21 protein-coding genes, 1 other RNA gene and 1 pseudogene are annotated in these 16,831 nt (G+C 61.9%); 9 read left to right on the top strand and 14 right to left on the bottom strand.

The window, feature by feature from the left end; translation table 11 throughout:
• Positions 1-111: 111 nt before the first annotated feature.
• Positions 112-1,911, bottom strand: coding sequence for an ABC transporter transmembrane domain-containing protein (locus JT360_RS07425; protein WP_214470816.1), 1,800 nt, complete (start codon positions 1,909-1,911; stop codon positions 112-114).
• Positions 1,912-2,117: 206 nt separating this feature from the next.
• Here JT360_RS07425 and rpmE point away from each other — a divergent pair, with 206 nt between their 5' ends.
• A complete protein-coding gene (gene rpmE / locus JT360_RS07420) occupies positions 2,118-2,339 on the top strand; it encodes a 50S ribosomal protein L31 (protein ID WP_010912060.1) in 222 nt (73 codons plus the stop codon).
• A gap of 201 nt (positions 2,340-2,540) precedes the next feature.
• On the opposite strand, the gene JT360_RS07415 is transcribed toward rpmE, so the two are convergent.
• Complete coding sequence (locus JT360_RS07415) at positions 2,541-3,176, bottom strand: TetR/AcrR family transcriptional regulator (RefSeq protein WP_214470815.1); 636 nt, start codon at positions 3,174-3,176, stop codon at positions 2,541-2,543.
• 216 nt (positions 3,177-3,392) lie between these two features.
• On the opposite strand from JT360_RS07415, the pseudogene JT360_RS07410 reads away from it, so the two are divergent.
• Together JT360_RS07410 and JT360_RS34220 are read left to right on the top strand one after the other, a co-directional pair.
• Positions 3,393-3,869 (top strand): annotated as a pseudogene (locus tag JT360_RS07410) (anthrone oxygenase family protein); the annotation flags it as partial.
• Positions 3,843-4,088: a glycine zipper domain-containing protein gene (locus tag JT360_RS34220; protein WP_502845460.1), complete on the top strand. Its 246-nt coding sequence runs from the start codon at positions 3,843-3,845 to the stop codon at positions 4,086-4,088. The pseudogene JT360_RS07410 and the gene JT360_RS34220, both read left to right, overlap by 27 nt.
• Before the next feature lie 18 nt (positions 4,089-4,106).
• Here JT360_RS34220 and JT360_RS07405 read toward each other — a convergent pair whose 3' ends face one another.
• The 4 genes from JT360_RS07405 to JT360_RS07390 all read right to left on the bottom strand — a co-directional run bounded on the left by JT360_RS07405 (position 4,107) and on the right by JT360_RS07390 (position 6,567).
• The gene (locus JT360_RS07405; protein ID WP_214470814.1) at positions 4,107-4,403 is read right to left on the bottom strand and encodes an Rdx family protein; all 297 of its coding nucleotides are present in this window, start codon (positions 4,401-4,403) and stop codon (positions 4,107-4,109) included.
• A complete protein-coding gene (locus JT360_RS07400) occupies positions 4,400-5,188 on the bottom strand; it encodes an RDD family protein (RefSeq protein WP_214470813.1) in 789 nt (262 codons plus the stop codon). Before JT360_RS07400 ends, JT360_RS07405 begins: the two co-directional genes overlap by 4 nt.
• A 95-nt stretch (positions 5,189-5,283) precedes the next feature.
• On the bottom strand, positions 5,284-6,033 hold the full coding sequence (locus JT360_RS07395) for a YebC/PmpR family DNA-binding transcriptional regulator (protein ID WP_214470812.1): 750 nt from the start codon (positions 6,031-6,033) through the stop codon (positions 5,284-5,286).
• 210 nt (positions 6,034-6,243) lie between these two features.
• Positions 6,244-6,567 carry an ArsR/SmtB family transcription factor gene (locus JT360_RS07390; protein WP_214470811.1) on the bottom strand — a complete coding sequence of 108 codons (324 nt, stop codon included), beginning with the start codon at positions 6,565-6,567 and terminating at the stop codon, positions 6,244-6,246.
• Positions 6,568-6,618: 51 nt separating this feature from the next.
• Here JT360_RS07390 and JT360_RS07385 point away from each other — a divergent pair, with 51 nt between their 5' ends.
• Positions 6,619-7,101 (top strand): SRPBCC domain-containing protein, encoded by a 483-nt coding sequence (locus JT360_RS07385; protein WP_214470810.1) that lies wholly within the window; start codon positions 6,619-6,621, stop codon positions 7,099-7,101.
• 63 nt (positions 7,102-7,164) lie between these two features.
• Here JT360_RS07385 and JT360_RS07380 read toward each other — a convergent pair whose 3' ends face one another.
• From JT360_RS07380 to ssrS, 4 genes are all read right to left on the bottom strand, one after another.
• Positions 7,165-7,932, bottom strand: coding sequence for a TerC family protein (locus JT360_RS07380; RefSeq protein ID WP_214470809.1), 768 nt, complete (start codon positions 7,930-7,932; stop codon positions 7,165-7,167).
• A 70-nt stretch (positions 7,933-8,002) separates the two neighbouring features.
• The gene (locus tag JT360_RS07375) at positions 8,003-8,827 is read right to left on the bottom strand and encodes a TIGR00282 family metallophosphoesterase (RefSeq protein WP_214470808.1); all 825 of its coding nucleotides are present in this window, start codon (positions 8,825-8,827) and stop codon (positions 8,003-8,005) included.
• 63 nt (positions 8,828-8,890) lie between these two features.
• Positions 8,891-9,478 carry a 5-formyltetrahydrofolate cyclo-ligase gene (locus JT360_RS07370; protein ID WP_214470807.1) on the bottom strand — a complete coding sequence of 196 codons (588 nt, stop codon included), beginning with the start codon at positions 9,476-9,478 and terminating at the stop codon, positions 8,891-8,893.
• A 92-nt stretch (positions 9,479-9,570) separates the two neighbouring features.
• A non-coding RNA gene (ssrS, locus tag JT360_RS07365) (6S RNA) lies at positions 9,571-9,726 on the bottom strand.
• A gap of 144 nt (positions 9,727-9,870) precedes the next feature.
• On the opposite strand from ssrS, the gene JT360_RS07360 reads away from it, so the two are divergent.
• The gene (locus JT360_RS07360; protein WP_214470806.1) at positions 9,871-10,710 is read left to right on the top strand and encodes an AAA family ATPase; all 840 of its coding nucleotides are present in this window, start codon (positions 9,871-9,873) and stop codon (positions 10,708-10,710) included.
• 51 nt (positions 10,711-10,761) lie between these two features.
• Here JT360_RS07360 and JT360_RS07355 read toward each other — a convergent pair whose 3' ends face one another.
• Positions 10,762-12,330: an MFS transporter gene (locus JT360_RS07355; RefSeq protein ID WP_214470805.1), complete on the bottom strand. Its 1,569-nt coding sequence runs from the start codon at positions 12,328-12,330 to the stop codon at positions 10,762-10,764.
• A gap of 138 nt (positions 12,331-12,468) precedes the next feature.
• On the opposite strand from JT360_RS07355, the gene JT360_RS07350 reads away from it, so the two are divergent.
• From JT360_RS07350 to msrB, 4 genes are all read left to right on the top strand, one after another.
• Positions 12,469-13,332 (top strand): LysR family transcriptional regulator, encoded by an 864-nt coding sequence (locus JT360_RS07350; protein WP_214470804.1) that lies wholly within the window; start codon positions 12,469-12,471, stop codon positions 13,330-13,332.
• Positions 13,333-13,397: 65 nt separating this feature from the next.
• Complete coding sequence (locus JT360_RS07345) at positions 13,398-13,844, top strand: GNAT family N-acetyltransferase (protein WP_214470803.1); 447 nt, start codon at positions 13,398-13,400, stop codon at positions 13,842-13,844.
• Between the two features lie 8 nt (positions 13,845-13,852).
• Positions 13,853-15,043: a vWA domain-containing protein gene (locus JT360_RS07340; protein WP_214470802.1), complete on the top strand. Its 1,191-nt coding sequence runs from the start codon at positions 13,853-13,855 to the stop codon at positions 15,041-15,043.
• Positions 15,044-15,138: 95 nt separating this feature from the next.
• Positions 15,139-15,543: a peptide-methionine (R)-S-oxide reductase MsrB gene (gene msrB / locus JT360_RS07335; protein WP_140608365.1), complete on the top strand. Its 405-nt coding sequence runs from the start codon at positions 15,139-15,141 to the stop codon at positions 15,541-15,543.
• Positions 15,544-15,612: 69 nt separating this feature from the next.
• Here the strand turns inward: msrB and JT360_RS07330 are convergent, their stop codons facing one another.
• Genes JT360_RS07330 through JT360_RS07320 form a run of 3 tightly spaced genes read right to left on the bottom strand, consistent with a single transcriptional unit; the run spans position 15,613 to position 16,673 of the window.
• Positions 15,613-15,921: a hypothetical protein gene (locus JT360_RS07330; RefSeq protein WP_214470801.1), complete on the bottom strand. Its 309-nt coding sequence runs from the start codon at positions 15,919-15,921 to the stop codon at positions 15,613-15,615.
• Positions 15,922-16,362, bottom strand: coding sequence for a hypothetical protein (locus tag JT360_RS07325; RefSeq protein ID WP_214470800.1), 441 nt, complete (start codon positions 16,360-16,362; stop codon positions 15,922-15,924). It abuts the gene before it with no gap.
• Between the two features lie 50 nt (positions 16,363-16,412).
• Entirely contained in the window at positions 16,413-16,673 is a 261-nt protein-coding gene (locus JT360_RS07320; RefSeq protein ID WP_214470799.1) for a DUF2312 domain-containing protein, read from the bottom strand.
• Positions 16,674-16,831: the final 158 nt, after the last annotated feature.

Below are 16,831 nucleotides of genomic sequence, written 5' to 3'. Positions count from 1 at the left end.
AACAATTCCAGGAAAAGTGTGAAACGGTTTTCCCACAGGAATTGCATAAAAACAAAAGTTAGAGCGGTTTGGCGTTTCCGTGAAACGCTGAACCGCTCTAGGCCGAAATGCCTATTCCGCCGCGCCCCTGAAGGCGCTGGCGCCAGTCTCGAACTGCAGCTTGGCCAGCCTGGCATAGATGCCGCCCTTGGCCACCAGGCTCTGATGCGTGCCTTCCTCGACGATACGGCCGCCATCCATGACCAGGATCCGGTCGGCCTTCAGCACCGTCGCCAGCCGGTGGGCGATGACGATGGTGGTGCGGCCCTGCATCAGCCGTTCCAGCGCGACCTGCACCAGCGTCTCGCTTTCGGCGTCGAGTGCCGAGGTCGCCTCGTCGAGCAGCAGGATCGGCGCGTCGCGCAGGATGGCGCGGGCGATCGCCACACGCTGGCGCTGGCCGCCGGACAGCGTCACGCCGCGTTCGCCGACCTGGCTGTCATAGCCATGTTCCAGGCGAAGGATGAATTCGTCGGCCAGCGCGTCCTTGGCCGCCGCCTCGATCTCGGCATTGCCGGCGCCCGGCCGGCCAAAGCCGATATTGTCGCGCGCGCTCGCCGCGAAGATGGTGACGTCCTGTGGCACGATGGCGATGCGCTGACGGACCGAAACCGGATCGGCTTCGCGCACGTCGACGCCGTCGATCAGGATCTTGCCGGTCTCGGGATCATAGAAGCGCAGGATCAGCGAGAAGACCGTGCTCTTGCCGGCACCCGAGGGACCGACGATCGCCACCGTCTCACCGGGGATGACCTGAAAACTCAAGCCGTGCACGGCGGCACGGTCGGGCCTCGCCGGATAGGAGAAGGAGACATCCTCGAAGCTGATCGCGCCCTTTGCGACCGCCGGCAGCGGCTTCGGATCGGCCGGCGCCTGGATCGCCGGCTTCTCGGCCAGGATTTCGGTCAGCCGCTCGGCCGCACCGGCCGCTTGCGCAAGTTCGCCCCAGACTTCCGACAGCGCGCCGAGCGCACCGGCGGCGAACACCGAATAGAGCAGGAACTGGCCAAGCGTGCCTGGCGATATCGCGCCGTCGAGCACATCGCGCGAGCCGAACCACAGCACCGCGACGACCGAAGAGAAGATGGTGAAAATGGCAAAGAAGGTGAGGAAGGAGCGCGCGAAGATCGAGCCACGTGCCGCTTCGAAAGCAGCCTCCACCGCGCCGGAGAAGTGGCCGGTGACCAGCTTCTCGTTGGTGAAGGCCTGCAGCGTGCGCACCGCGCCGATCTGCTCGCTGGCGTAGGCTGTCGCCTCGGCAAGCGTATCCTGTGCCTGCCTTGACTTGCGCCGCACCGAGCGGCCGAAGGCGACGAGCGGCAGCACGATGACTGGAATGGCGGATATGACCAGTCCCGACAGTTTCGGGCTGGTGACGACCATCATTCCCACCGCGCCGAGGCCAAGGATGACGTTGCGCAGCGCGACAGAGGCGGTCGCCCCGACCGCCGATTTGACCTGCGTTGTGTCGGCGGCGAGCCGCGACACGATCTCGCCCGACTGTGCGGTGTCGAAGAAGGACGGCGACAGCGTCGTCACATGGGCAAAGACATCGCGCCTGATATCGGCCACGACGCGCTCGCCCAGCGTGATGACGAAATAATAGCGACTGGCCGATGCCGCCGCCAGCACGGCGGCCATCGCCACCAATGCGGCGAAATATTCGGCGATGAAGATGGTGCTGGACGACGAGAAACCATGGTCGATCATGCGCCTCACGGCCAGCGGCAGCGCCAATGTCGTTGCCGCCGCGATGGTCAGCGAGATGAGAGCGCCGACGACCAGCGTGCGATAGCGAGTGATATAGGGGAACACGCGTCTGAGCGGCTTGAGCGAGCGTCGGCGCTCGTCTGCGCTGCTTGATTGCGCCATCTCGGTGTTTCCTCTAGCCGCCCGGGCTTATGCGCAACAATATGCGCTTGCCGCGGCCTTGTGATTCAATTCCGGCTGATGTATAGGCACGCCGACCGTTTTAGAAGCCGTGGCTCCTCAATAGCCGTGGCTTCGAGTTTTAAAAAGGGGCGCATCGACGCAGGCCATTGGCCCGTGAGCCGCGCCGGCAAGCCAGGAACCGAACCATGAAGAGCGCTATTCACCCCGACTACCACACCATCAAGGTCGTCATGACCGACGGCACGGAATACACGACCCGTTCGACCTGGGGCAAGGAAGGCGATACGATGAACCTCGATATCGACCCGACCACCCACCCGGCCTGGACCGGCGGCCAGCAGACCCTGCTCGACCGCGGCGGCCGCCTGTCGAAGTTCAAGAAGCGCTTCGAAGGTTTCGGCCTCTAAGCCCGACGCTCTTGTCGCAGTTCGGAAAACCCGCCCTCTTGGCGGGTTTTTTGTTGACCAATGCAGATCGCTTCACGCTGGCGCTTACCCCTACCTCCCCCCTGTGGGGAGGTCGGACCGAAGGTCCGGGTGGGGGTCGGCGCCGCCCCCACCCCGCTGCTTCGCAGCGACCCTCCCCACGAGGGGGAGGGTGAGAGCATCCTACTCGGCCAGCAATTCCCTGAGCGCCATGCGCTTGTAGGCCGCGACCAGCCGGTCTCCCTCTTCCCGTTCCACCGAGATTGCCAGGCGCATCACGGCCTCGCCCATCTGCCAGACCAGGAATGCCGTGGTTTCGAGTGCCTCCGGATCGGCCGTGGGCCGCAGCCGTTTCAGCACCGCGACGAGGAACTCAGCGTTGGCGCGGCTGTCGGCGAGTTCGAGCTGGCGCAGCGCCTTGTCGGCCTGCGTGCCCGACCAGACGTCACGGATCACCGGCTCGGCCAGGAACAGCCCGTAGTAGATATCGATCAGTTCTGAAAATGCTTGGCCCAGGCCTTCAGCGTCGACGACCCCGGCGAACGCTGCCGAGATGCAGGCTTGGCTCTCGGCGGTGTAGCGCTCGGCCAGCGCCCAGATGATCGCCCGCTTGTCCGGAAAGAACTGGTAGAGCGACCCGATCGACACCCCGGCCCGTTCAGCGACTTCCCCCATGCGCATGGCATCGCTGCCTTGCTCGGCGATCAGCGCCGAGGCAGCGGCCAGCATGCGCTCGACCCGCTCGCGGCTGCGCTGCTGGCTCGGCGCCCGCCGTGGCGAAGCGATCTGCTCCAGCGAGGGGGCTTTGGTGTCGTCCATGCCTTGCTCCAACTTCAACAAAATCGCCAGGGGATGGCTTGACTCGCAAAATACGAGGGTTTATCACGTTTTGCAAATATGAGGATTATTCGTGTTTTAAAGAAGGAAAACCCATCCGGTTCAGCAGGGCTCGACGCCCGCAACGAGGTCGCCCGCCGAAAGGCTTTTCAGCTTACGCAATCGAAACCGCCGCTAACGGCATCTGGAGCAACTGACATGATCACGAAAATTCTTCCCACCCTGATCTTCGTCGCCGCTATCGGCTCGGGCGTCGTCGGCGGCGTGTTCTTCGCCTTTTCCAATTTCGTCATGCCGGCATTCGCCCGCCTGCCGGCCGCGGCCGGCATCGCCGCGATGAACTCGATCAGCATCACCGTCATCACGCCGGCTTTCATGACGGCGCTTTTCGGCACCGGGCTTGTCTGCCTCGTGCTCATCGCCGGCGCCATCATCGGCTGGAGCCAGCCGGGCTCGTTCTGGCTTCTCGCCGGAGCCCTGATCTATCTCGTCGGCAACCCGATCGTGACCGTGGTCTTCAACGTGCCGCTCAACGATGCATTGGCCGCGGTCGACCCAGCCAGCAGCGAAGGCGCTGCGGTATGGTCGCGCTACCTTGATGAGTGGGTGATGTGGAACCATGTCCGCGCCATCACCGGAATAGCCGCAATGGCATCTTTCTGGTTCGCCGCGCGCGCGTTGACGGCAAGAGCCGAAGCAATCTCTGCGCCTGAACAGTTCAGCACGATCGTTGGGAGACGCGTTTTGAAGGATCAATATTCGAATATGGCCTTCGGCATGGCAATCGGAGTTGGTGTCGGCGCCGCGCTCGGCACCGCCCTGGAAGACCTTCCGATCGGCATTGCCATGGGCATCGCGATCGGCGCCGCCTTCGGTGCGTGGCGAGGAAAGTGACGGCAGCGCCGGCGACCTCTACGCTTTGGTCTTCCGATCGGAATGACCAAGGTCGCGATCCGGGTCGATGACATCGCGGACCAGCTGTTTGAGCTTGGCCGCGTCCGGAAAGCCACCGTCGCGCTTGCGGTCCCAGACCAGCACGTCGTTGCACGAGATGGTGAAGATGCCGCCGGTGCCGGGCACCAGCGTCACTGCGCCGAGATCGGTGCCGAAGGTGGAGAGCAGTTCCTGCGCCATCCAGCCGGCGCGCAACAGCCACTGGCACTGCGTGCAATAGGTGATGACGACGCAGGGCTTCTCCGACACGCTCATGTCTGGGGTTCCTCTACGCGGACTGTGGTCCCGGCAAAACGATCGTGTATCGGCTCGTTACCTAGAACTATGGATATAGCGATCCAGATCGGCCAGACCAAAGTCAGAAACAACGCGGCGTATGCACCCGCAATTTCCAGCTTGGAGAAGTCCTGCGTCGCCCCAGGAGCGCTGCCCCAAGCCTGAAAAGCGTACCACCCTCCTGAGAGCGTCATAGGCAATGCACCGAGAAACTTCATCACCTGCCGCCGAAAGGCCTTGCGGACGGGTAGTCCGACCCTTTCCTTGTCATCCTGATCATGCACGGCGATCGCCATGACCCGCTTGCCGATCGGTTGGCCTGACGTCCACTCCATGACAAGGAGATAAGACGCGAGAACGACCAATTCGAGGAAACCCAGATTCAGCGCCGCGGGTCGGAAGTTTCCTCGCGGATCAAGATCGATTGAAATGGAGGCGGTTTCGGCCGATTGCGAACTCGGGCTCGTGCCCACTGCCCATTCGGCGACCGCCAAATCAAATACTGATGTTCTACACACCTGCCAATTGTAAGGGGCAAGCGACGCATCTCCATGCACCGTAGCCGCCTGACATGTTCTCCAGGTGAGCCAGAAGCTGCCTTTCACGCCGCCGTCGGTTGTCAGAAACAGAATCGCTATCAGCGAATAAAGAGCAATCAGGACGATAAGATAATCGATGAGCGAGGCGAAAAGCCGGCGCCATATGCCACTCGGGCGAGGCCAGGCCATCGCGTCGGCAAGCCGAGCCTCGTCATAGTCGGTCATCCGTCCCCCCGGTTGATGCCTGACAAAATTTACCGCGGACAGGTCGCCGCCGGACAGCGGTTTCCGCATGCGCTTATATCGCAGCGACCTGAGATCTATGCCGCGCTGAGCTTGGCCAGTGTCTCGTCGTCGACTTCGAAATTGGCGTAGACGCTTTGCACGTCGTCGTCGTCCTCGAGCGTGGCGACCAGCTTCATCAGCGATTGGGCCCGCTCCTCGTCGACCGGAACATTGGTCTGCGGCCGCCAGATCAGCTTCACCGATTCCGCCTCGCCGAGCGAGCTTTCCAGTGCCTTCGACACTTCGCCGAGATTCTCGAAGGCGCAATAGATCGTGTGGCCTTCCTCGTCGGATTCCACGTCGTCGGCGCCGGCTTCGATCGCCGCTTCCATGACCTTGTCGGCGCTGCCGGCCGATGCCGGATAGTAGATCTCGCCAACACGGTCCCACATGAAGGACACCGAGCCGGTTTCGCCCATCGCACCGCCGGCCTTGGTGAAGGCCGCGCGCACATTCGACGCCGAGCGGTTGCGGTTGTCGGTCAGGGCCTCGACGATGACGGCGACGCCACCTGGGCCATAGCCCTCATAGCGCACGGCTTCGTAGTTTTCGGCATCGCCCATCGAAGCCTTGTTGATGGCGCGCTGGATGTTGTCCTTGGGCATCGACACGGCCTTGGCGTTCTGGATCGCCAGGCGCAGGCGCGGATTCATCGATGGATCCGGCGTGCCGCTCTTGGCGGCAACGGTGATTTCGCGCGCCAGCTTGGAAAACATTTTCGACCGCACCGCGTCCTGACGGCCCTTGCGGTGCATGATGTTCTTGAACTGTGAATGGCCAGCCATGGCACCCCTGTCGTCTTCTCGGCTAGAGCATCGTCCGGCCAGGTAGATCACCTCGCCTTTGCAAAATGCTCGAATTCAAAATTTCAGAGCGTCCCAGGTGCGGAAGCACGGCGTTCTCTGTCGGAATGGCCGGCTTATAGATAAATCGGCTCAATTCGTCCAGCCGCTCGTCCAGCCGCGCCACGTTCGTGACGTAAGAGACAGCGTGGCTCACGCCCCGAGATCGGATTTCAGCCGGTCGATGATGCTGAGCGCGTGACCGGCATACTGGCTGATCCAGCGGTCGTGGATCTGCTTGATCGGCAGCGCGTTGAGATGGTTCCAGCGCTCGCGGCCTTCACGGCGCGCGACAATCAGGTCGGCCTCCTCCAGCACCTTGAGATGCAGCATGACGGTACAGCGGTCGATGTCGGGAAAGGCGCCGCACAGCATGCCCGTGGTTTTTGGCTCGTCTTTCAGTTGGTCGAGCATTTCGCGCCGGCGCGGATGTGCCAGCGCCTTGAAAACATTGTCGTCTTGCGATCGGCTTGACATGTTATGTTTCTATAACATATCGTCGAGCCAAGCAAGAAAGGAGTTGTGGACATGTCTCTTGGATTCAGGGTTTCCGGACGCATTGGCAAACCGGTCGCCGAAGTCTTCGACGCGGTCGTCAATCCGAAGAAGCTGAGCGGCTATTTCACCACCATAGGCGGCGCCAGCGCGCCGCTGGTATCAGGCGTTGGTGTCGTCTGGTGGGGCAAGGTGCCGGTCGAGGTCGACGAGGTGGTGAAGGACAGCCGCATCGTGCTGCGCTGGGACGCCACCGACGCCGACGGCAAGCCGGCCTACAAGACCCGCATCGAGATGAATTTCGAACCGCTGGACGATGGCGGCACCTTCGTCACCATCGCGGAATCGGGCTGGCGGGAAGGCGCCGTCGGCCTGAAGAAATCCTACCTCAATTGCGAGGGCTGGTCACAGATGCTGGCTTGCATGAAGGCCTATCTCGAATACGGCATCAATTTGCGCGAGGGCTATTACCGCAGCGAGATGAAGGGCGAACCCGCCAACGAGACCAATGTTTGAGCGATCTTGAGGAGGAAGGCTCGCGATGAAGGTCAAGCCCGAGGATGACGATGGTGCTTAGCATCAGTGCCCGTCGCCGGATTTCGCCTTCTTGCGCTGCCGCGCCAGCATGTTGAGGGCCTCGACCAGCGCCGAAAAACCCATCGCCGCGTAGATGTAGCCCTTGGGCACGTGATAGCCCATGCCGTCGGCGATCAGCGTCATGCCGATCATCAAAAGGAAGCCCAGCGCCAGCATCACGATGCTCGGGTTCCTGGCGATGAAATTCGCCAGCGGCCCCGCCGCCAGCATCATCACGGTGACGGCCACGATCACGGCGATATACATGATGATGATCTCATCGGTCATGCCGACGGCGGTGATGATGGAATCGATCGAGAAGACAAGATCGAGCAAGAGGATCTGGAAGATCGCGCCGGCGAGCGAGATCTTGATCGTCTCGCCCAGCATCGTGTCCTGATGATCATCGGGATCGACCGTGTGATGGATTTCCTTGGTCGCCTTCCAGACCAGGAACAGGCCACCGGCGATCAGGATCAGGTCACGCCAGGAGAAGCCGTGGCCGAATGCGGTGAAGACCGGCGTCGTCAGTTGGACGATGATCGAAATGGTGGCCAGCAGCACCAGCCGCATGACCAGCGCGGCCGAAATGCCGAGCCGGCGGGCGCGGGCCCTTTGCCCCTCGGGCAGCTTATTGGTCAGGATCGAGATGAAGATCAGATTGTCGATGCCGAGCACGATCTCCAGCACCACCAGCGTCAGCAAAGCGACCCAGGCGGTTGGGTCGGAAACGAATTGAAAATGCGGCGCCAGGAATTCAACGAGCTGCATGGAGGTCGTCCCCTCTACGATCTAGAGCAGTTTCGTCGCCAGTTAGGTACTATACTCCAGCATATCAATGTCATGACCAGAAGGATGGGGCCGTTTCTTCCAATCGCGGCCCGCGGCGAAACGGCGCGATCTTCTCGGTCAATCCCGTGCGGTCGGAAATATCGACACCGACGCCGCACAAGGTCGCCGGACCGGTCGCCGCCTCGAAACGCCCCTTGGGCACTTTCGACAGGAACCGGTTGAGCGGCTCCTCCTTGTCCATGCCGAGCGAGGAATCGTAGTCGCCGCACATGCCGGCGTCGGAGATGTAACCGGTGCCGCCGTTGAGGATCTGGTGATCGCCGGTCGGCTGGTGCGTGTGGGTGCCGACGACGAGGCTGGCGCGGCCGTCGACGAAATGCGCGAAGCACATCTTTTCCGACGTTGCCTCGGCGTGGAAATCGATCACCACCGCATCCGCCTGCTCGCCGAGCGGACAGGCGGCAAGCTCGCGCTCGCCGGCCTGGAACGGATCGTCAAGTTCGGGATGCATGAACACCCGGCCCATGATGTTGGCGACCAGCACGCGCGCGCCGCTCCTGGCGATGTAGACGCCGGAGCCGCGCCCGGGCGTGCCCTTGGGAAAATTCGAGGGACGCAGGAAGCGTTCTTCGCGCGGCGCGAAGGCCAAAGCGTCGCGCTGGTCCCAGACATGGTTGCCGGTGGTGACGACATCAGCGCCGGCCGCGATGGTCTCGCGGAAGATCTCCTCGGTAATGCCGAAGCCGCCGGCGGCGTTCTCGCCATTGACGATGACGAAGTCGAGTTTGAAGTCCGAGATCAGGCCAGGCAGTTGTTCCCACACCGCCGTGCGTCCCGTCTTGCCGACCATGTCGCCGAGGAAGAGAAGTCTCATCTACGCCTAATCCCGAAAAGTGGCATGACTTTTCGGCAAAGATCATGCGTTCCAAAGAACTATCTACAATTCTGGTGCGAACTGGCGCAACCCGCTCTCGGTGAGTATTTCCGGGACGATGACATCATGATCCTCATTAGGAACCAGCCCCACCTCCTGGCAGTCGAAGGCAATGCCGATCAATCGTGGCCGGCGTCCCGCGGCATGCAGCCGCGCGATCGCCCGGTCATAATGCCCGGCGCCATAGCCAATGCGATGGCCGCGCGCGTCGAAGGCGGCGAGCGGCACCAGCATCACCGAGGGGTCAAGAACCTCGGCCTCCGGATGGGGCCCGACCGTGCCGAAACCCATCTCGACCATCGGTGCGCCGTGCACCAGTTCGCGAAAGACGATAGTGGTCTTGTCGAGAATGGCAGGCAAGCAAAGCCTCGCGCCCTGTTCGCGCAAGGCGAACATCAGCGGCCTGACGTCGACTTCCGAACGCATCGGCCAGAAACCCGACACGATCTGACCGGGCTCGATAGCCAGATGATCGCGCGCCGTCTCGGCCATTTCGAGCGCTGCCTCCACCCGCCAGAATTCATCGAGCGCGTCACGGCGCCCAAGTGCATCCTTGCGCAGCTGTTTTTTCAGGTCCTTGAGGGATGTCATGCACAGACGCTAGAAAAGGTCAGATCTGGATGGAGTTTTGGAAGCGACGTTTGCAGCCGCACGATTCACGAATACGTCGATACGGGAATAGGTGACGATCCACACAACCGGTGGAGAGAGCGATCCCGGGAACCTACAAAGTAGGTGGGCGCCGTGTGAGAAAACCCACGGGTCTTCCCAGGGACAGCTCCCTAAGGATCGTTAAGGCCCCGGGGAAAATGTTCTCCTGCCGGGAAGCACAGACCGTCATGCCCAATATAGGCTGCCGCCCGGCTAAGCGCCAGAGAATTGGCGTCCTTTCCCTGCGTCTCTTACGCCGCCCGTTGCCAACCCACCCTTGCGCGGGCCGGGCAGCCTCCTTACGGTCACGATGGACCAACCGAGGAGCAAGAATGCGTTTCGAAGGCACGGCGGCCTATGTCGCCGACAAGGATCTGATGGTGGCCGTCAACGCGGCGATCGCGCTGGAGCGGCCTCTGCTGGTCAAGGGCGAGCCCGGCACCGGCAAGACCGAACTTGCCCGCCAGTTGGCATCAGCACTTAACCTCGATCTCATCGAATGGCATGTCAAATCGACGACGCGAGCCCAGCAGGGTCTTTACGAATATGACGCGGTGTCGCGGTTGCGCGACAGCCAGCTCGGCGATATCAGGTTCAACGATATCAAGAATTACATCAAGCGCGGCAAGCTCTGGGAGGCCTTCGCGGCCGGCAGGAAGGTCGTGCTCTTGATCGACGAGATCGACAAGGCCGACATCGAATTCCCCAACGACCTCCTGCAGGAACTCGATCGGATGGAGTTCTTCGTCTACGAAACCGGCGAGACCATCCGCGCTGCTATCAGACCCATCGTCATCATCACCTCCAACAATGAGAAGGAATTGCCGGACGCCTTCCTGCGCCGCTGCTTCTTCCACTACATCCGTTTTCCCGACGTCGACACGCTGCACAGAATTGTCGACGTCCACTACCCCGGCATCAAGCAGAATTTGGTGCGCGCGGCCCTCACCCAGTTCTACGAAATCCGCGAGGTGCCTGGCCTGAAGAAGAAGCCATCGACCTCCGAGGCGCTCGACTGGATCCGCCTATTGGTCGCCGATGACATCGCGCCGGAGGATTTGCGTGCCGACCCCAAGAACGCGCTGCCCAAACTGCACGGCGCGTTGCTGAAGAACGAGCAGGACGTGCATCTGTTCGAACGGCTGGCCTTCATGACGCGCAGACAAGGGTGAGAAGCAGTCACTCCAGGAGCTCGGGCTCCGACGCCAAGCCGGGGCCATTGGCTACGATCGAGCTTCGCTTGCACCCTGAGCACGATGACGGTCCCTTGCCTCTTGCGGCGCGGCGTTTTTGGGGCCGAAGATGATGAAGCTGATGACGGCGAGAGCAAGAACGCCGATCCCGCTATAGAGCATGACCCAGCCAAAGCCATTGACCAACGCGGCATGCGCGATGGCGCCGGACGGGTCGAGGGTCGCGAGCCTGGGCGAGTATTGCGAGAGGCCATCGAGATTTCCGGTGGCGATCTTTTCGGCCAGGGCGCGCAGTTCGTTCGGGTCGAAGGCCGTGCCCAGTGCGGTTTTGAGATAGGCAACGATCCCCTGCGTCAACAGCAGGCCCAGCACCGCGATGTTGATGGCGAGCGTGATCAGCCGCGCGCTGATGTCGATGCCCGAAGCCATGCCGGCCCGATCCGGCGACACCGAACCGGTCGTGGTGTTGGTGGTCGGTGAATTGGTAAGGCCGATGCCGATGCCGGCGATCAGCGTGCCGGGCAGCATCGTCAGCCAGTTGGCTCCCTCAAGGCTCGAACCTATCCTCATGGCGATAAAACCGACCCCCAACGTCAGCAATCCGAGCGGGATCGCCACCCGCGCCTGATAGCGGGCGCGCAGGCGTTCGGCGGTCGAGGACATCAGCATCAAGGGAAGCGTGTAGACGAGCAGCAGCAGGCCGGTCTTGGTGCTGTCGTAGCCGAGAACCCCCGAAAAATAGATCGGCAGATAGATGATGAACGGCCAGTAGCTGAAATTCATGCCGATGCCGCCCATGATCGCTCCCGAAAATTGGCGGATGCGGAACACGGAGAAATCGAACATTGGATAGGGACTGATCTTCTCGGCAACGAGGAACGCGATGAAGGCCAGTACGGCCGCGCCCGCCACGCCAATGCGGGCGCCAGAGCCGAGATCGGCCCCTTGCGTGATCAGATAGGAAAAGCCGAACACCGCGAAGGAGAGCGTCAGGATACCGGCACGGTCAAGTTTCTGGGCGTTGCGGTCGCGCGATTCGGTGACGCCGGCACCGATGAAGACCAGGGCAAGGATGGCAAGCGGCACATGGATGAGGAACACCCACTGCCAGCTCGAGAATGCGACGATCAATCCGCCGATGGCGGGACCAAAGCCAAGCCCGATACCCGAGACGACGCTCCAGGCGACAAAAGACTTGCCGCGCTCGCTGCCGTCCTGAAACTGATGGGACAAGACAGCCACGCTGCAGGTGAACATCGCCCCTCCCGCCAGGCCTTGCAGAAAGCGTGCAAGGATGAGGAGCGGAGCGCTCGCTGCCAGACCGCACAGCAGTGAGGCCAGGCCGAAGCCGATGGTGGTGATCACCATCACGCGCTTGCGGCCGAAACGGTCGGCCAGTGTTCCTGTCGCCATCAGCACCGTGGTGCAGGCAATGGTGTAGGCGTTCATGATCCATTGCAGATCCTTGAAGTCGGCGGCGAGCACGCTTTCCAGTTTCGGAAGGATCACTGGGACACTGGAGATTTCGAGGCCGAACAGCAGCGAGGCAAGGCAAGCCCCCGCAAGCGCAACGGTGTTTCGGTCGATTTGAAACGTCATGTCGATCACTTTCTGTCGGAGCATTCTGGAAGTGGGCGCTGCTCTTCAAATTGCGGTCGAGATGACATAGCCGAGGCTTGACCATGAAAAAAGACTATGCATTTCTATTTCAGAGATAACAAAATGGAATGCCTAGAGATGACCAGTCTTGATGTCGATGCCGTGCGCACCTTCGTCATGGTGGCTGACCTGCAGAGCTTCACCCGGGCTGCCGCTGCGCTGGGGAGCACGCAGGCGACGATCAGCGTCAAGCTGCGCCGGCTCGAGGAAAAGCTCGGCGCCCGCCTGATCGAACGAACACCGCGCCGCGTCGCCCTGTCGGCAAGGGGAGCGGTTTTCCTTCCCGCGGCCCGTGAATTCCTTGCCGCCCATGAACGTGCCGTCACGGAGTTTTCCGCGGCGCCATGTCGGCTTGCGCTCGGCTTTGTCGATCATGTCGCGGGGCCTGAGCTTTCCACGCTGATAGCCCAGCTTCATGCCCACGATCCGTCGCTCGCGCTCAATATACGGATCGATACCAGCTCCATGCTGGAAGAAGCTTTCGATCGCGGCGAGCTCGATGCGGTAATTGTGCACCAGGAGGATGACAGTCGACGCGGTGAAACTTTGTCGCGCACCGACTATGGCTGGTTCGCGGCCCCTGCCTTCGAATGGCGACCGGGGACGCCCCTGCGCCTGGCTCTCTTGAGCACCATGTGCAATTGCCCGGACCGTATGAGAGCGGTCGAGGCGCTGGACAGGGCAGGCATCACCTGGAATGAGGCTTTCGTCGGCGGCGGCGGCGCGGCCGTCAACATCGCCGTGTCGGCGGGCTTTGCCCTTTCCGCCCTCGCCTACCGGGTTGCGCCTCCCGGCCTGGTCGAGGTGGGCCGCAAACTCGGCCTGCCACCAATCCCGTCATCCCAGATCGTTTTACATTCGCACGCTCTGGCGCCGCGGGCACGAGAGGCGCTGCACATGCTCGCGACGGCTTTTCGCGAGTATAATTCGCCGGCGGGATAGGCAAGGATGTTCCCGATCCCGATTCTGTTGGTATGGATCGGGTCCCAGACTTCAGAGGGAACGAAATGACCGAGATCACTGTCCGCCCGCTTGCGCAATCCGACCACGCCGACTGGAAGCGGCTATGGACCGACTATCTCACCTTCTATGAGACCAAGCTGCCGGAAGAGGTCTATGCCGTCACCTGGAAACGGCTGTTCACGGCAGGTGAGTTCGAGCCGAAGGGTTTTATCGCCACGTCTGACGGCAAGGCTGTCGGCCTCACCCACTATCTCTACCATCGCTCCTGCTGGGCGGAACAGAACAACTGCTACCTGCAGGACCTGTTCGCTGACCCGCAGGTGCGCGGCAAGGGCATCGGCGCGGCATTGATCGAGGCGGTGAAGCAGGAAGCCGCGAAGGTCGGCGTCAAGAACGTCTACTGGATGACGCACGAGACCAACGCCACCGCGCGCAAGCTCTACGACCACGTCGCACGCCGCACCGGCTTCATCGAGTATGATTTGCTATAGATAGCAAAATGTTCATTCCCTTCTTCCTCGAACTGAAGGCAGCACGCGTTCCCGTTTCGCTCAGGGAATATCTGTCGCTGCTGGAGGGACTGGAAGCCGGGCTGGTCGACTACGATGTCGAGGGTTTTTACTATCTCGCCCGTGCCGCTTTGGTGAAGGACGAGCGCCACATCGACCGCTTCGACCAGGTGTTCGCGCATGTCTTCAAGGGCATTGAAGCGCTTGGCGGACCGGATGCGGTTGATATCGCCAATATTCCCGAGGAATGGCTGCGTCGCCTCGCCGAAAAGCACCTGACCGACGAGGAGAAAAAACTGGTCGAGGCGCTCGGCGGTTTCGAAAAGCTGATGGAGACCTTGAAGCAGCGGCTCGAGGAGCAGAAGGGGCGTCACCAGGGCGGCTCGAAATGGATCGGCACCGGCGGCACCTCGCCCTTCGGCGCCTATGGCTACAATCCCGAAGGCGTGCGCATCGGCCAGCATGAAGGCCGCAATCGCCGCGCGGTGAAGGTCTGGGACAAGCGCGAATTCAGGAATTTCGACGATGCCGTCGAACTCGGCACCCGCAACATCAAGATCGCGCTGAAGCGGCTGCGCCGTTGGGTGCGCGAGGGCGCCGAGGAAGAATTCGACCTGCCCGGCACCATCCATGCCACCGCCGAGCACGGCTATCTCGATGTCCAGACACGGCCCGAGCGCCGCAACGCCGTGAAGCTGCTGATGTTCTTCGACGTCGGCGGCTCGATGGACGACCACATCAAGAGCGTCGAGGAGCTGTTTTCGGCGGCCCGCGCCGAATTCCGCCAGCTCGAATATTTTTACTTCCACAACTGCCTCTATGAGGGCGTTTGGAAGGACAACCGACGCCGCCATGCGGAGGTGATTCCGACCTTCGACCTCCTCCACAAATACGGACCGGATTACAAGGTGATCGTCGTCGGCGATGCCTCGATGAGCCCGTACGAGATCGCCCACCCCGGCGGCTCGGTCGAGCACTGGAATCCGGAGGCGGGCGCGGTATGGCTCGGCCGCCTGCTGCGGCAATGGCCGAATGCGGTGTGGCTGAACCCCGAGAGCGAAAAGAACTGGGGCTTTACCCATTCGATAGCGATGATTCGCGACATCTTCGGCGGCCGCATGTTCCCGCTGACGCTGGCCGGACTGGAAAGCGCGACGAGGCAGCTTTCAAGGAAGCATTGAATGCGTCAGAACTGGGCAGGTCCGTAACAAATGCCTATCTTCGTGCGAATATGAGCTTGCAACCAATAACGAGCCGCCAAGGCTGAGGAGATCAAATGGACACTCATACCTACCCCGTCACCCGCACCGACGCCGAATGGCGCGCCCGGCTGACGCCGGAGCAATATGCGGTCATGCGCGGCCACGGCACCGAGCGGCCGGGAAGCTGCGCCTTGCTTTACGAGAAGCGTGCCGGCACATTTTCCTGCGTCGGCTGCGACCAGCCGCTGTTCGAATCCAAGCTGAAGTTCGAGAGTGGCACGGGCTGGCCGAGCTTCAACGACCCGGTGCCTGGCTCGGTCGAGACCACCGTCGACCGCAGCTACGGCATGGTCCGCACCGAATGCCACTGCGCGCGCTGCGGCAGCCATCTCGGCCATGTCTTCGAGGATGGCCCGCCGCCGACCGGCCTGCGCTACTGCATCAACGGTGTCGCGCTGAAATTCGAGCCGGCCGCCTGAACGGCATCTCATGGCTTTCTGCAAAGGGCGGCTTCGGCCGCCCTTTTTCGTGCTGCTGTGTTCCCCTGTTCAGACCACCACCGTGGCGATCAGCCAAAGCGCTGAACCCAGCATCATCAATGAAGCCTTGGCGCCGCTCTCCGCCGTGCTGCAGACCGCTGACGCCAGGAAGATATTGTACGGCACCGGTGCGAAATGCACCGCCAGAACCAGCCACAGCGGCAGCTTCAGGCCGAGCAGGACCAAGGCCAGCGCCGAAGATGCCAGGTTGATCAATGTGCCGACCAGCATCATGTCGCGCCAGAACAGCCGGTCGAGCGGCATCAGACCAAACCAACGCGAGCGGAAGAAGGATCTGACGCCTGGAAACACCGACATCTATCCCTGTCCCAGGACTTCGACAACGGCGCGCTCGACACGCGAACATTCCGTCACCAGCCAGTCGGCCATCGCGGGCCAGTTGTCTTCGGCGTAGCAGTTCACCCGCCACATCGAATTGATGCCGAGGCCCTCGCAACTTTGTTCTGGCCTGAGCTTCAGCCTGTCTTCGATCGCCGGCTGGAACGGCTTCAACCGCGACCAGCTTTGCGTGGCGCCGAACTTCTCGTTGCGGCCGAAGAAAACGCCGACATGGTTCTGCGCCGGCGCGACATACATGGAAAGGACCAAGGCGAAGTCGGGCAGCCCGCGCTGCCAGAACCAGGGTCCGCGCCGCGCCAGCCGGGCTCTTTCTTCCGGATGCCGCTCAGCGAACAGCGACCAGAAGCCGCGATGGCGGAATTCCGAGGCGCGCCGTCCGCCGAAGTCGAATTCTCTCATGGTTCGAACCGTATTTCCGGTGACCGCATCGGGCACCGGGTCGGTTGGTTTTAGACCATGCCGAGTGCGGCCATGTACAGATCGAGGATGGCGTCCTCTTCCTGGCGCTCGGCCTGATCCTTCTTGCGCAGACGGATGATGGTGCGGATCGCCTTGGTGTCGAAGCCGGTGCCTTTGGCCTCGGCGAACACTTCCTTGATATCGTCGGAGATCGTCTTCTTTTCTTCCTCGAGCCGCTCGATGCGCTCGATGAAGGCACGCAGCTGGCCGGCGGCAACAGTCTGGCTGGTCTCGGTGATATCGTCGGCCATGTTTCTCTCCAAAAATCAGTTCTGCGCCGCGACTCGGAAAACAGCCGGCAGCGAATTTCAGCGGTTCGATGCCCGACCGGAGGCACCGGGTCAAGCGCTTATCGAACAGCCTGCCATGGCTGCCGACAGAAGCCGACAGCCTGGCTGCGCGTTTGCGA

The sequence above is a fragment of the Mesorhizobium sp. dw_380 genome, assembly GCF_018588885.1.
In the GTDB taxonomy this organism is placed as follows: domain Bacteria; phylum Pseudomonadota; class Alphaproteobacteria; order Rhizobiales; family Rhizobiaceae; genus Mesorhizobium.
The sequence above is the reverse complement of the archived record's forward strand: the minus strand, read 5'-3'. Positions and strand labels throughout refer to the sequence as shown.